The following is a 14,242-nucleotide window of genomic DNA, read 5'->3' as shown; positions in this document are numbered from 1 at the left end:
AGGCCGCTGTCCACACGCCGTCACACCGGCGACCCCGGGCCCCGCGATCCCCACCGGCCCGTTATCGCCCACCGGCCCCAGGGGTGGCCGATAACCGCTTCCCGCAATCCGCCGGCCCGGCGCCCGAGGCGGGCACTGCAGCGGTGGGAGCACGGGCGTCAGGAGGCGGCCGCGCCCGCCGCGGAGTGGGTGGTCCGCTGCCGCCGGGCCCAGAAGGGGCGGTCGGCCCAGCGGGTTTCCCGGGCGTGCACGGACCGGTGCCCGTGCCGGTAGGCGGCGCGGGCCGTGGCGACCTTCGCGGCGTAGTCCGTGAGTGCCGCCGGGTCGCCGCGCAGCCGGGCGTCGACCGCTTCGCCGGCGCTCAGCCCGGTGTAGAGGGCGGTGAGGATGCCCTGGGAGCTGAGCGGGTCGAAGGCGGCCGCCGCGTCGCCGGCGGCCGTCCAGCCCGCGCCGTGCACCCGGTCCAGGTGGGCGCTGTGCGCGGGGGCGCGGCGGGGCGGCCGCAGGGTGGTCAGGCCGTGCGGGCGGGCGTGGCGGGAGAGGTGCCGGGTGGCCAGCAGCCGGTCGCGGAACCGCTCGGCGCCACGGGCGGCGGCGAGCGGAAGGTCGGCGTCGGTGAAGTAGGCGACCAGCCGGTGCCGGGAGGGCAGCAGCGCGGTGTACCACCAGCCGTCCTCGTCGGACTCGACCAGCGATCGGCCGTCGGCGGGGGTCCGCGGGGCCGGGTCGAGGAGGACGTGCAGCGCGGTGAGCCGGTCGCCGGTGCGCCGCCGGGCGCCCGCGCGGACGGCGAGCGCGGCCTTCCGCCCGGTGGCGTCCACCACCCAGCGGCAGCGCACGGTCCGCTCCCCCGCGCCGGAGCTGTCGCACAGTGCGAGCCGCCAGGTGCCGTCCGGTTGCCGGACGGGGCGCCGTACGCCGGTGTGTTCGGCGACCTCGGCACCCGCCGCGCGGGCGGCGGCGCGCAGCCGGCGGTCGAAGAGCGGACGGTCGAGGTGCCAGCCGTGACCGTAGGGGTCCTGGAGGGAGTCCACGGTGTGCAGGGCGGCCGAACCCCAGGCGGAGAGGGTGCCGTGGCAGGCCAGATGGCCGCTGCCCAGGACCGGTTTTGCGACGCCGAGGTCGGCCAGGAGCATCCGGCCCGTGGACACCAGCGCCTCGCCGAGCTTGGGCGGGCCGGTGCCGGCGTCGGCCAGCAGGACCGTGCGCCCGGCCCGCAGGAGGGTGAGCGCGGCGGCGCAGCCGGCCGGCCCGCCGCCCGCGATCACCACGTCGTAGCGGGGCGCGGGGGTCACCGGGCGCCGTGGAGGGGGTCGAGCTTCTCCAGGTATCCGGCGGCGATCGCCGTCTCGTCGTGTCCGGTCGCCTCCTTGACCTCCTCGACCGCCTGCCGCACGAGCACGTCCTCGACCGTCCCGGCCTCGACCTCCCCGGTCCAGGTACCGGCCACGGCCGCCAGTTGGGGCACGCCCGCCTCGGGCACCTGGATGTTGACGAGGTTGGCGTGGTCGGTGGCCGGCGGATAGCCGGGCTCGGACTCCACCTGGAGGTACCGGGGGAACGCGCCGTCGCCCACGGTGTATTCGCGGGTCTCGACGATGCCGAACCGGAACCAGTCGTCGATCATCTGCCGGCGCTGCTTGCCGAGGTCCGAGCCGGTCAGGCCGCGCAGCCACACCGCCCGGTTCTCGAAGGCCCGCTCCCGGGCGCTGTCGTCGGGGCCGGCCGGCGGGGTGTTGACGGTGGCGAAGTCCGCTTGCTTGAGCACGTGGTTGGGGACCTGGGCGGGCCAGAAGGTGGGCAGGTAGGGGCTGTAGCGGGGGCCGAGCCCGGACCGTACCTCGTAGCCGGAGCGGCAGCTCGCCGCGTCGCACTGCCAGGGGGCCGCCATCCAGCGGGTGAGGTCGCCCGGGCCCTGCGCGTAGAGCGGGCCGTTCTTGCCCAGGGCGTCCTGGAGGGTGAGGACGTCGCCGTAGTCGCGTTCCGGATCGTCCGGGGCACGGTGCAGGATGCGGAACGGCTCGGCGTAGAGGGTCTTGTGCCGCATCGGCCAGGTGACCTCGATGCCGGGGTGGAAGGCGTCGGCGGCGCAGTTCTCCAGGGCGGCCCGGTCCAGCAGCCCCGGCTGCTCGGCGGGCGGCGCCTCGTCCACGGCGGGGAAGCCGGTGCGGGGCGGGCCGGTGGTGAAGCGGCCCGCGGCCCATTCGGCCAGCATCCGGTCCTGGGCCGGGGAGAGCGTGCGGTGCTGCCGGACGGAGGTGGGCCGGCCGCTGGACATGGCGTCGCCGTAGAGCCACGGCCAGGGCACCGGGGAGGTGCCGTCGCGGTCGACGTCGCGCATGTGCACATAGACCTGGCGGCGGAGTTCCTGGCAGGCCGGGCCCGGGTCGGCGAGCCTCCTGCGCAGGGCCGGGTCGAGGAAGTCCCAGGGGCCCTGCCGGCCGAACTGGGTGGCGAAGCCGTGGTTGACCCACTGGAGGTCGCAGAATCGCCGCAGCAGCGGCTCGATGTGGTCCGGGTAGGAGAACTGCTGCACGACCGGCAGGGTGTGCTCGGTGACGAACACGTCGTACAACAGGTCGTAGAGGGTGCGGACGGTCTTGACGCCGGGCGCGAAGTGCGGAGGGGCGACCACGGCCCAGGCGGGGGTCGCGGTCCTCGTGACGCCGCGGAGGGTGACCTCCGCCGTGACCGGTCCGTCGGAGACGTCGTCGTACCAGGTGTCGTTGTTGGTGACGCCGGTGATCGGCGTCTCGGGTGTGGTGTAGGACGCCGATCGGCCGACGCCACCGATGACCAGCAGGCGGCCGTCGGCCTGGGTGGAGATCGCACCCAGCGAGACCGGCTTGTTCATGATCTTCCCGGCGAAGGTGGCGGTCTCGTGCGTGGAGGCGCGGATGGTCCGGCGGCCGGGATCGATGACCAGCTTCTTGCGCTCGGCTCCCCGCACGGCGAAGTTGCGCCGCCGGCGTTGGGCGTCCGACAGGCCGGCGGCCTCGGGGATGTCGAGCGGGAGGTGGAACTGGTACCAGGCGGCCTTCTTGTTGGCCAGGTGCACCGACCACTTGATCTCGGTGACCTCCCCCTCGCCCAGCTTGAGCTCCCTGACCACCTCCCCGGCCTGGTTGTAGCCGTAGACCCGGAAGCGGGCGGCCTGCCGGATGATCTTCCCCGCGCCGTCCTTGCGGGAGCCGGGTGGTGGGGGTGGCTGGTCGGGGGACTCCGGGCCGAGGAAGGCCGGCTGGTCACTGTTGCCGACCCGGGCGATGCCGAGGGCGGGGTGGATCTTCACCTGGACGATCTGCGTGTCCATCGAAGGCCTCTCACTCGTCAGGTGGGGATGCCCCCGGTGGCGTCAAACGTAGGTTCGGCGTCCGGTGGGGGGTGAGGTCGAGGCGTCGCAATGGGCGCAGGGATTCATCCTTTCGGGACGGCTCGCCGCGGCACGCCCGTCAGTCCGCGGTGAGACCCAGCAGCGAGGGGTCGTCGGCCAGTTCGCGGAAGGCCTCCCGCGGGTCGGCCAGCAGCTTGCGCGTGGTGAGGTCGAGCAGTCCGCAGACGGCGCTCACCTCGGCGGCCACCACCCCGTCCGCCCTGCGCACGGTCTGCTCGATCCGGAAGGTCTTGCCCTCGCCCCAGACGAACGCGCAGCTCACCTCGGTCTCGTCACCGGCCCTCAGCTCCCGCCGGTAGCGGATGGTGGTCTCGACCGTCACCGGGCCGACGCGCCGCTCGACCATGGTGCTCTGGCGGATCCCGCTGGCCTGGAGCAGCGACCAGCGGGCGTGCTCGGCGTACTGGAGGTAGACGCTCTGGTTGAGATGGCCCTGGGTGTCCGTCTCGTAGCCGCGCACCGTGACGGCGACGGCGAACGGCTCCGCCACGTCCTCGGTGGGGCCCGCTGCCGTGCCCGATGCTTCCGTCACGATCGCTCCGCTCCCCTCGGGCGCCGGCCCGCCACAGGGGGCACACCGGGCCTCATCAGCAACTGGCTTCCCATCGTAGGCGCCGGGTGCCGGGGGCCGGGCGTCCCCGGCGGGCGGGCGCCGGACCGCGGTCGTCGCGCGGGCCGGCCGGCGTCAGGGGCTGCCCGTCTTCAGCCGCAGATTCCACTTGGCCAGGGCCTCGCCGATCGGCTGGAAGATGGTGAGGGTGGGGCCGCCGAAGTTTCCGCAGGTGGCGGGGCCGCCGCCGGAGTGCACACCGAGCGCCATCGGGGCGCTGGGCTGGGTGACGTACGAGCCGCCCGAATCCCCGGGCGCCGAGCAGGCGTTGGTGAACGACAGGCCCTCGATGACGATGTTGCCGTAGTCCACGGTCTGGTCGACCCGGGTGATCTGCCCGCAGTGCCAGCCGCTGCTCTGTCCGGAGCGGCACATGGACATCCCGACCAGACCCTCCTGGTAGCCGGTGACGGCGACCGGCGTACCGCCCTGGCCCGCCACGTTCGCGCTGACGGTCCAGCCCGGCCCGTCGACCCCGACCAGCCCGAAGTCGCCCTCGGGCCCGTTGACGCTGTGCCCGCCGCCCTGGTTGGACGTCCCCAGGAGGCTGCCGTCCTTGCCGTAGGCGGCCTGGTCGGGGGTGAGGGTGCAGTGGCCGGCCGTCAAAAAGCCCTGGAAGTCGCCCGGTCCGGTCACCGAGAAGCCGATGGAGCAGATGCCCTCGCTGCCGGGCATCCACCGCTCGCCGCCCACCACCGATCCGCCCTGCTGGCGCGGCGTCTGGTCGCTGCGCTCGACGGCGACCGGGATCCTCGCCCGCGCCCCCAGGCCACGGACGGTCCGCTCGAAGGCGCCGGTCCGCGGGCCGCGCCGGGTGCGCGCGACCCGGAGCACGACACCGTTGGCGCGCTCGTCCACCCCCCACCCGGTGACGCCCGGCACGCCGTGGCCGGCCCGGCGGTTGATCCGGCGCACGAGCCCGGTGAGCGCGGCCCGGCTGTGCGGCACCGTCCTGGCCACCGCGCCGACCTCCCGCACCCGCCGCGCGTCGGCGGCGCCGGTGACCGCGACCACCAGCCGCCCCGTCGCGGGGTCGAACCACATGCCGGCGGGCGGCGCGCTCAGCGCCCGGCGCACGGCGGCCACCGACCGGTGGGCCTCGGCCTCCTGCGCGAGCCGGGTCCGCACCTGCGCCGCCGTCAGCCCGAGGTCGCGCCGCATCGCGTCGAGCATGCCGCGCGGCGCGGGCTGGGGCGACGGGTCGGGCCGGGGCCCGGCGTGTGCCGGTCCGATCGGGCCGGCCGCCAGCAGGACGGCGGCGACGGTCGCGCCCCAGAGAGCTGCCAGGCGAAAGCGGCGTTCCATCGGGGTCTCCTCGCGGTGTCGAGTGCACGTCGGATCCGATGGAGCGAGCCTGCGCGACACCACGACGTGCGGCACGAGAAGGACCCCGCGCACCCTGACCGGATGACCGACGCCCCCCGCCGCCAAGTCCCCGCCGCCAACGGCGTGGTAGCGCTCTCCCGGCGGCCGGAGGCGCTGCGCAAGGTGACCTGCTCGGGTGCCCGCCATCCGGGAGGCGGGACACCTGAATGCCCGTCACACCTCCCGGAGGGAGCCGCCGGCCCGTCGTCCGGGGCTGTGCGGACTTCGCGGCGCGGCCGCGCCACCGGCGCTTCCTCGGTGCCGAACGGGTGCGGCGCACGAGGGCCGCTGACGGCTCAGAAGCCGCCGTCTCCCCCGCCGAAGCCGCCTCCGTCGCCGAACCCGCCCCCGTCGCCGAACCCGCCGCCGTCACCGAAGCCGCCGCCGAAGTCGTCCGGGTTGAAGTCGGATCCGGAGAAGTCCCCGCCGTCCGCACCACCGCCGAAGTCGGCCCCGTAGGCGTCCGACGACATCATGACGTTGCCGAGCAGCGTGCCCACCAGGAGTCCGGGCAGCAGACCGCCCCCGAAGTAGCCGCCGGCCCAGGGGGCGTAGGCCGGTCCCGCGTCCCAATAGGGGCGATCGCCGCTCTCCGTGCGTACCGTGCGGGCCAGCGGCTCGCGGCCGTCGTCCAGACGGCTCTTGTCGGCGGCGCAGACCGGCACGGTGCGCTGGGCACCGCCGGCCGGCGCCCAGGTGGCGTCGACGACGGACGGACCGTGACGGGGGTCGAAGAAGCAGGGCAGCCGGCGCTCGGGCAGCGGCTCGCCCGACCGGCGCGCGGCGAGGGTGGCCAGCGAGAACCGGCCGTCCTCCAGGGCCTGGGTCACGGCCTGCACCTCGCCCGGGTGCCGGGCCGCCGCCATCGCGGACTTGGCGCTCTCGTACGAGTCCAGCGCCCGGGTGTACTCCGCGCGCATCGCGTCGTCGGCGCCGGACTCACCGGGGTGGAAGTCGAGCCGGTCCAGTTCCTCGCCGAAGGCCGTGATGTCCTCGTCGACGACGACCCGCAGTTCCTCCAGCGCGGCCCGCTCCGCCTCTTCGCGCCGCTTGCGGGTGCGCCGGGCGAGGGCGTAGGCGCCGCCACCGCCGACGACGACCAGCGCCCCGAGTCCGATCGCCGTGCCGGTGTCGAAGCCGGAGCCGCCGCTGCCGCCCCAGGAGGACGGGGCCTGGCCGCCGGCCGACCGGTCGGCGGAGTCGACGAAGCTGTTCAGCCGGTCGCCGACCGTCGGGTACCCCGAGCGCTTGACCGAGCCGACGAGGTTCTGCACCGAGTTGCGCGACATCACCCGCGGGTCGGCTGCGGCGTTGAAGCCGTCACCGAGGGCGACGGCGTAGACGCCGCTGATGCCGACCTTGGTGCGCAGGTCCTTCAGCAGGGTCCGGGGCGGGAAGTCCGCGGTGCGCGGCAGCACGGCGACGAAGACGGGCTTGTCCGCGTCCTTGATCTTCTTGGCCAGGCTGTCCGCCTGGGCGGCGGAGAACTGGCCCGAGGCGCGCGGATCGACGTAGACCGGGCCCTTCTTCAGGGCGGCCGCGGCGTCGTCGAGCCCCCCGGCGGCACGGGCCTGCGGTGCCATCGCCCCGGCCGCCGCCAGCAGCAGGGCCACCAGCAGCAGAACGGGTCCTATCAGCGCACGACGAGTTGCGGTCTTCATGCGTTCGACGCTACCCGAACCGCACTTTCCAGACATCACCGATGTAGCGGCCGGCAGCGTTCACACCGAGGGATTTTCCCGCACCACGGGGAGCCTGTCGCGCCGGGGATGTCCATCCAGGTGATCGCTCAGCGCGTCGTTTTTGATGATCGAAGTGCCGGGGATGTACCCGCTCGCCCCTCCCCCGAGGAAACGAGGAGACGATGTGCAGGGCCACCTCGATGGCCACCAATCTGGCCGTCGCCGTCGCCACCACCGCCGTCGGATGCATGCTGGTGATCTCGCTGGCGCCGTCGCACCCCGAGGCCGCGAAGAGCCGGCCGCGGGAGGACGGTGCGGTGGCCGCGGTGTCCGGGCATGCGGGCTCGGCCGCGCGGGCCGCGACCTCGGCCCTGGGCGCACCCGCCGCCGGCGCCGACGACGGGCGCTACCTCTCGCCCCCGACGGGACGGATCGTGGTGACCGCCCCGGCGCCGGGCGTCGACTACAAGGCGAACGGCAGCACCTCGGTGGCGTGGACGAACACCACGGGTGAGCAGGTGGACATCTGGCTGTGGGCGGACAACGGCCACGGCCCCGCGGAGCGGGTTTCTGTGGTGGCGCCCCGGGCCGGCGCCGGGCGCCACGGCGAGGCGCTGGTGACGCTGCCCAACGTGCCGCCGGGGCCCCGGTACTTCCTGGAGGTGGCGACCGCCGGCGACGGCGCGGTCCGCGGTGTCAGCCATCCCTTCGCCGTCACCGCGTGACCGCCGCCGGGCCGTCCTACGGTGCGTCGATGCCGACCAGGGCGCCCAGGGCGTTCCGGTGCCGTCCCGGGGTGCCGAGGGCGAGTTCATCGCTCTTGGCCCGCTTGAGGAACAGATGGGCCGGGTGCTCCCAGGTCATGCCGAGGCCGCCGTGCAGCTGGACGCACTCCTCGGCGGCGCGTACCGCCACCGGCCCGCAGTACGCCTGGGCGACGGCGACCGCCACCGGGGCGTCGGGGCTGTCGGAGGCCAGCGCGTCGGCGGCGTAGCGGGCGGCGGCGCGGGCCGAGGCGACCTCCAGCCAGAGCGCGGCCATCCGGTGCTTGAGCGCCTGGAACGAGCCGACGGGGCGGCCGAACTGGGTGCGCCCGGCGGTGTGCCGCACGGTCTCGGCCAGGCACCACTCGGCCACGCCCAGCTGTTCCGAGGCGAACAGCCCGGCGCCGGTGAGCAGGGCACGGTCCACCGCGGCCCGGGCCCGGTCCCCGGTGGCCAGCAGGCGGCCGCGGGCACCGTCGAAGGTGAGATGGCCGAGGGGACGAGTGAGGTCGAGCGGGGTGACGGTGTCGGTGCGAACGCCCTGCGCCGTGGCCTCGACCGCGTACAGCGCCGGTCCGTCGGGCCCCTCGGCGGGAACGAGCAGCAGGTCGGCGGAGGCGGCGTCGGCGACCGAGGTGACCCGGCCGGTGAGGGTGCCGTCGGCCGCGACCCGTACGGCGAGGTCCGGCGGGGTGCCGGGAGCGGTGGGCAGCGGGAGAGCGAGCACGCCGACGGTGTCGCCGGCGGCGAGCGCGGCGAGCGGCCCGGTGACCTCCGCGCCGCCGCCGCAGCCGAGCAGTGCGGTCACCGCGATGACGGCGCTGGTCAGATAGGGCACGGGCGCCACCGAGCGGCCCAGCTCCTCCAGGACCACGGCGGCTTCGCGGGCGCTCGCGCCGTGTCCGCCGAGCTTCTCGGGGACCAGCAGTCCCGCGGTGCCGATGTCGGTGGCGAGCGCCCGCCACAGGCCGGCGTCGTGGGGGGCGCCGGACTCCAGGCCGGCGAGCACGGTGGCCGGGGCGCCGCGGTCGGTGAGCAGCGAGCGGACGGCGGCGCGCAGCGCCTCCTCGTCCTCGGAGTACAGCAGGTCGGGGTCGGGGGCCGGGGCGCCGGGGCGGGGTGTCGCGTCGGTCATCGGGGCAGGTCCTTCCACGCGACGTCCTTGTCGGTGCGCGGCTCGGGCGGCAGCCCCAGCACGCGTTCGGCGACGATGTTGAGCAGCACTTCCGAGGTGCCTCCTTCGATGGAGTTCCCCTTGGCGCGCAGATAGCGGTAGCCGGCCTCGCGGCCGGTGAAGTCGACGCCGTCGGGCCGGCGCATCGTCCAGTCGTCGTAGGCCAGCCCGTCCTCGGCGAGGAACTCCACCTCCCAGCCGCTGATCTGCTGGGCGAGCCGGGCGAACGCCAGCTTCATCCCGCTGCCCTCGGGGCCGGGCTGGGCCGCGGGAGCGGAGCCGGAGGAGGGGGACATCTGCTGACGCAGCCGTTCGCCGGTCAGCCGGGCGACCTCGGCCTCGACCCACAGCGTCAGCAGCCGCTGGTGCAGGTCGTGGGTGCGCAGTTCGGGGCGGGCGCGCCAGTCCTCGGCGGCGACGCCGATCATGCCGCCCTCGCGGGGGATGCGGGCGCCGCCGATGGCGACCCGCTCGTTCATCAGCGTGGTCTGCGCGACCTTCCAGCCCTCGCCGACCTCGCCGAGACGGTGGGCGTCGGGGATCCGGACCCCGGTGAGGAAGACCTCGTTGAACTCGGCCTCGCCGGTGATCTGCCGCAGCGGCCGCACCTCGACGCCGGGGTCGGTCATGTCGCACACGAAGTAGCTGATGCCGCGGTGCTTGGGGACCGCGGGGTCGGTGCGGGCGATCAGAATGGCCCAGCGGGCCAGGTGCGCGCTGGACGTCCAGACCTTCTGGCCGTCCACGATCCAGTCTCCGCCGGCCTCACCCTGGCCGACCGCGCCCTGCTCGTCGCGTACCGCGCGGGTCGCCAGCGCCGCGAGGTCGGAGCCGGCCCCGGGCTCGCTGAACAGCTGGCACCACACCTCCTCGCCGGTCCACAGGGGGCGCAGCCAGCGCCGCCGCTGCTCCTGGGTGCCGAAGCGCAGGATGGTCGGCGCGGCCATGCCGAGGCCGATGCCGATCCGTCCGGGGTCGTTGTCGGGGGCGCCGGCGGCGGTGAGTTCGGCGTCCACGACGGACTGCAGGGAGCGGGGCGCGCCGAGTCCGCCGAGGCCCTCGGGGAAGTGGACCCAGGCGAGCCCGGCGTCGAAGCGGGCGCGCAGGAAGTCCAGCCGGCCGGTGGTGGCCGGCGGGTGGGCGGCGAGCAGGGCGGTGGTGCGGCGTCGCAGGTCGGCGGCGTCGGTCATCGTGCCTCCTCCGCTCCGGGGAGCACCACGAGCCGGCCGACGGATGTCCCGTCGGCGACGCGCTGGACGGCGTCGGCGGCCGCGGCCAGCGGGACCCGCCCGCCGATGAGCGGCTTGACGGTGCCCTGCGCGGCGAGCTTGGTCAGCTCCTCGTGGCAGGCGTCGACCGCGGCCGGGTCCTTGGCCTGGTACAGGCCCCAGTGCAGGCCCAGGATCGCGTAGTTCTTCACCAGCGCGTGGTTGAGGGCCGGGGTGGGGACGGCGCCGCCGGCGAAGCCGACGATCACGATCCGGCCCTCGAACGCGATGCACTTGACGGACTTGGCGTAGGCCTCGCCGCCCACCGGGTCGTAGACGACGTCGGCGCCGCGGCCGCCGGTGGCTTCCTTGACGGCGGCGACGAGGTCGTCGCTGCGCCGGTCGAGCACGAGGTCGCAGCCCAGCTCCCGGGCGATTTTGACCTTCTCCGCGCCGCCCGCGACGCCGATGACCCGCGCCCCGGCGGCCTTGCCGAGCTGGACGGCGGCGCTGCCGACGCCGCCCGCGGCCGCGTGCACCAGCAGCGTCTCGCCCGGCTGGAGACGGGCCCGGCGGTGCAGGGCGAACCAGGCGGTCTGGTAGCCGACGTGCAGCGCCGCGGCCTCGGCGTCGTCCAGGGACTCGGGTGCGGGCCGGACGGTCGCGGTGTCGACGACGGCGAGTTCGGCCAGTCCCCCGTCGGGCAGCGGCGGCTGGGCGAGCACCCGCGCGCCGAGGTCCCCGGTCGCGCCCTCCCCCACGGCGAGGACCTCGCCGCAGACCTCCACGCCCGGGGTGAACGGCAGCGGCGGCCGCACCTGGTAGAGCCCGCGGCACAGCAGCGCGTCCGGGAAGTTGATGTTGGCGGCCCGCACCCGCAGCAGCAGCTGCCCGGGGCCCGGCTGCGGATCCGGCACCTCCTCCAGCCGCATCACTTCACGCGGCTCGCCGTTCGCGTGTACGCGCCATGCCTTCACCTGGTGCCTCCACTGAGTTGGATACGCGGTGGGGCGAAGGGCACACCGGCCCCTTCGCCAGTGGCATACTAAGCGGTCGGTATCCCCGAGGGAACAGCCTGCGCCACCCGGCGACGACACCGTGCGGGGGCGGGCATCCGTCCTCCGGCAGTCCCCGGGCGGCGCGGCGGCTACTCGCCGCGCAGGGCCGCCCAGGTCTCCGGGTCCTCGAAGCCGAGCGCCCACAGCCCGGTGCCGCGCACCCCGTACTTCCGCAGCAGCGGCATCAGCTCCCGGACGCCCCGTGCGTCCTGGTACCAGACCTCGTGGTCGTCGCCGTCCTTGCGGTAGGTGAAGTGCGGGGTGCCGGAGCGCTCGTCGAAGAGGTAGTCCGCGTCCTCCCGCGCGCGCAGCGCCTCGGCCTCCTTCCAGGTCCGGTGCGCGGCATGGCCGGTGACGCCGGTGACCCAGTCCCAGCCGTAGCCGGGAAAGGCCACCTCGATCTTGTCCCGGGGGATGGTGTCGGTGGCGTAGCGCAGGAATTCGCCGTACCAGTCCCGGGCGGACAGCGGGCCGGCCTCGCCGCCCGACCAGTGCAGGTCATAGCCCATGATCCGGACCCGGTCGGCATACCGGCCGAGCTGCTCGTAGTCGAAGGCCTCGCCGGCCCCGCGGACCCGTGCGGGCACCGTGACCACGCACTGCGCGTCGCGGGCGTGCAGCCGCGCGCACAGCTGCCGGACGAGTGCGCCGTACCCCGTGCGCACCCGTGCGCGGACCTTCTTGTCGTGGGTGAGCGCCATCGACTCGTAGTCCAGGTCGAGCCCGTCGTACGGCCGGCTGTCCATGATCCCCAGCAGGGCCTCCACATGGTCCGCGCGCCGCTGCGGATCGTGCATCAGCTCGGCCATCCGCTCGGCGCCGAGGGTCTCGGTCACGGTGGGGACGACCGCGATGCCGGCGTCGTGCAGCCCGTCGATGACGCCGCGCCGGCCCGCCCCTTCGTGCCCCGCGACGGTGTCGCCCGAGGAGACCTGGTACCAGAACGGGCTGACGGTGTGCAGCTGGGAGGCGTGCCGCAGCGCGTCGCGGTATGCGGCGTCGGTGTCGCCCCAGTAGGGAAGCCAGGCCGAACCGGTGCGCCCGCCGTCCCTCGACCCCTTGGAGGAGGCGGCCGCCGGGGACCAGGGCACCAGGAGCGCCGTCACGGCCAGGAGGAGCGCAAGACCGGTGCGCAGCCGGGATCCCGAAGCCTGTTCCATGATCCGAGCGTCACCCGGCACCACTCCTGACGCACCGTCAGATGAGCCGAACGGGGAGCCGGGCGAAGCGGCGGGCCACCCCCGGGGGCGACCGGCGGGGCGGCACCGACACCCTCCCGCGACGAGCCCACCCGCACCCGCGATGACCAGGGAACACTTCCCGGGCGCACCCCCGCGACGGCACCCCTTGAGGGAGCGAACGGGCGTCGGGTTAGCATATGAGCACCGCCTAGCTCGAAAGATAAACCTGTGACTGTCAATGACGACTCGTTCACCAACTGGAAGAACCGCGAAGAGATCGCGGAGTCGATGATCCCGATCATCGGGAAGCTGCACCGTGAGCGGGACGTCACGGTCCTGCTGCACAGCCGCTCCTTGGTGAACAAGTCGGTGGTCAGCATCCTCAAGACGCACCGCTTCGCCCGGCAGATCGCGGGCCAGGAGCTCTCGATCACCGAGACGCTGCCGTTCCTGCAGGCCCTCACCACGCTCGACCTCGGCCCGTCGCAGATCGACATCGCGATCCTCGCCGAGTCCTACCGCACCGACGACCGCGGACTGTCGGTGGAGGAATTCACCGCCGAGGCCGTCGCCGGCGCCACGGGCACCGACAAGATCGAGCGCCGCGAGCCCCGCGATGTCGTCCTCTACGGCTTCGGCCGCATCGGCCGCCTCGTCGCCCGCCTGCTCATCGAGAAGGCCGGCTCCGGCAACGGCCTGCGGCTGCGCGCCGTCGTCGTCCGCCAGGGTGGCGAGCAGGACCTCGTCAAGCGGGCCTCGCTGCTGCGTCGTGACTCCATCCACGGCCAGTTCCAGGGCACGATCACCGTCGACGAGGCGAACAGCTCGATCATCGCCAACGGCAACGAGATCAAGGTGATCTACGCGAGCGACCCGTCGGAGGTCGACTACACGGCGTACGGCATCAAGAACGCCATCCTGATCGACAACACCGGCAAGTGGCGCGACCGCGAGGGCCTCTCGAAGCACCTGCGCCCCGGCGTCGACAAGGTCGTCCTGACCGCCCCGGGCAAGGGTGACGTCCCCAACGTCGTCCACGGCGTCAACCACGACTCGATCAAGCCGGACGAGCAGATCCTGTCCTGCGCGTCCTGCACCACCAACGCGATCGTCCCTCCGCTGAAGGCGATGGCGGACGAGTACGGCGTCCTGCGCGGTCACGTGGAGACCGTCCACTCGTTCACCAACGACCAGAACCTGCTGGACAACTACCACAACTCCGACCGCCGCGGCCGCTCGGCGCCGCTGAACATGGTCATCACCGAGACCGGTGCCGCCTCGGCCGTCGCCAAGGCACTGCCCGACCTGGACGCGAAGATCACCGGCAGCTCGATCCGCGTCCCGGTGCCGGACGTCTCGATCGCGATCCTCAACCTCCAGCTCGCGCGGGAGACCGACCGCGAGGAGGTCCTCGACTACCTCCGCAACGTGTCGCTGACCTCGCCGCTCAAGCGCCAGATCGACTTCACCAGCGCACCGGACGCGGTCTCGAACGACTTCATCGGCTCGCGGCACGCCTCGATCGTCGACGCCGGCGCCACCAAGGTCGAGGGCGACAACGCCATCCTCTACCTCTGGTACGACAACGAGTTCGGCTACTCCTGCCAGGTCATCCGCGTCGTCCAGCACGTCTCCGGGGTGGAGTACCCGACGTACCCGGCCCCGGTCGTCTGATCACGGCGGACCGAGCCGCCCGGTGCGGGGCGGGTGGCAGTGGGACGGCAGCCGATACAGGTTGCTCCACCGCCGCCCGCCCTTGCGCGTTTCCCCCCGCGACCGACGAGTTCCGCCCCGCCACGTCGTCCA

At 74.1% G+C, this 14,242-nt stretch carries 11 protein-coding genes; 2 read left to right on the top strand and 9 right to left on the bottom strand.

Going from position 1 to position 14,242, the window contains the following annotated elements:
• Positions 1 to 158 precede the first annotated feature (158 nt).
• The 5 genes from ACQP17_RS30260 to ACQP17_RS30240 all read right to left on the bottom strand — a co-directional run bounded on the left by ACQP17_RS30260 (position 159) and on the right by ACQP17_RS30240 (position 7,030).
• Positions 159 to 1,295, bottom strand: coding sequence for an NAD(P)/FAD-dependent oxidoreductase (locus tag ACQP17_RS30260; RefSeq protein WP_433859126.1), 1,137 nt, complete (start codon positions 1,293 to 1,295; stop codon positions 159 to 161).
• Entirely contained in the window at positions 1,292 to 3,313 is a 2,022-nt protein-coding gene (locus ACQP17_RS30255; RefSeq protein WP_433859125.1) for a LodA/GoxA family CTQ-dependent oxidase, read from the bottom strand. Before ACQP17_RS30255 ends, ACQP17_RS30260 begins: the two co-directional genes overlap by 4 nt.
• A 139-nt stretch (positions 3,314 to 3,452) precedes the next feature.
• Positions 3,453 to 3,884 carry an acyl-CoA thioesterase gene (locus ACQP17_RS30250; protein WP_364876275.1) on the bottom strand — a complete coding sequence of 144 codons (432 nt, stop codon included), beginning with the start codon at positions 3,882 to 3,884 and terminating at the stop codon, positions 3,453 to 3,455.
• A gap of 195 nt (positions 3,885 to 4,079) precedes the next feature.
• A complete protein-coding gene (locus ACQP17_RS30245) occupies positions 4,080 to 5,309 on the bottom strand; it encodes a S1 family peptidase (protein WP_433859124.1) in 1,230 nt (409 codons plus the stop codon).
• Between the two features lie 356 nt (positions 5,310 to 5,665).
• The gene (locus ACQP17_RS30240; protein ID WP_433859123.1) at positions 5,666 to 7,030 is read right to left on the bottom strand and encodes a hypothetical protein; all 1,365 of its coding nucleotides are present in this window, start codon (positions 7,028 to 7,030) and stop codon (positions 5,666 to 5,668) included.
• 203 nt (positions 7,031 to 7,233) lie between these two features.
• Between ACQP17_RS30240 and ACQP17_RS30235 the strand changes: the two genes are divergently transcribed.
• Entirely contained in the window at positions 7,234 to 7,776 is a 543-nt protein-coding gene (locus tag ACQP17_RS30235; protein ID WP_433859122.1) for a Ser-Thr-rich GPI-anchored membrane family protein, read from the top strand.
• Between the two features lie 16 nt (positions 7,777 to 7,792).
• Here the strand turns inward: ACQP17_RS30235 and ACQP17_RS30230 are convergent, their stop codons facing one another.
• The 4 genes from ACQP17_RS30230 to ACQP17_RS30215 form a co-directional block, all read right to left on the bottom strand.
• The gene (locus ACQP17_RS30230) at positions 7,793 to 8,950 is read right to left on the bottom strand and encodes an acyl-CoA dehydrogenase family protein (RefSeq protein WP_433859121.1); all 1,158 of its coding nucleotides are present in this window, start codon (positions 8,948 to 8,950) and stop codon (positions 7,793 to 7,795) included.
• Complete coding sequence (locus tag ACQP17_RS30225) at positions 8,947 to 10,179, bottom strand: acyl-CoA dehydrogenase family protein (protein ID WP_433859120.1); 1,233 nt, start codon at positions 10,177 to 10,179, stop codon at positions 8,947 to 8,949. The genes ACQP17_RS30230 and ACQP17_RS30225 overlap by 4 nt, the downstream gene beginning before the upstream one ends.
• Positions 10,176 to 11,174 (bottom strand): NADPH:quinone oxidoreductase family protein, encoded by a 999-nt coding sequence (locus tag ACQP17_RS30220; RefSeq protein WP_433859119.1) that lies wholly within the window; start codon positions 11,172 to 11,174, stop codon positions 10,176 to 10,178. The genes ACQP17_RS30225 and ACQP17_RS30220 overlap by 4 nt, the downstream gene beginning before the upstream one ends.
• 170 nt (positions 11,175 to 11,344) lie before the next feature.
• Positions 11,345 to 12,415, bottom strand: a complete 1,071-nt coding sequence (locus ACQP17_RS30215) for a glycosyl hydrolase family 18 protein (protein WP_433859118.1) — start codon at positions 12,413 to 12,415, stop codon at positions 11,345 to 11,347.
• Between the two features lie 249 nt (positions 12,416 to 12,664).
• Between ACQP17_RS30215 and ACQP17_RS30210 the strand changes: the two genes are divergently transcribed.
• Positions 12,665 to 14,110: a glyceraldehyde-3-phosphate dehydrogenase gene (locus ACQP17_RS30210; protein WP_364875938.1), complete on the top strand. Its 1,446-nt coding sequence runs from the start codon at positions 12,665 to 12,667 to the stop codon at positions 14,108 to 14,110.
• The last annotated feature ends 132 nt before the right edge of the window (positions 14,111 to 14,242 follow it).

The sequence above is a fragment of the Streptomyces kronopolitis genome (genome assembly GCF_050953795.1).
In the GTDB taxonomy this organism is placed as follows: Bacteria; Actinomycetota; Actinomycetes; order Streptomycetales; family Streptomycetaceae; genus Streptomyces; species Streptomyces kronopolitis_A.
The sequence above is the reverse complement of the archived record's forward strand: the minus strand, read 5'-3'. Positions and strand labels throughout refer to the sequence as shown.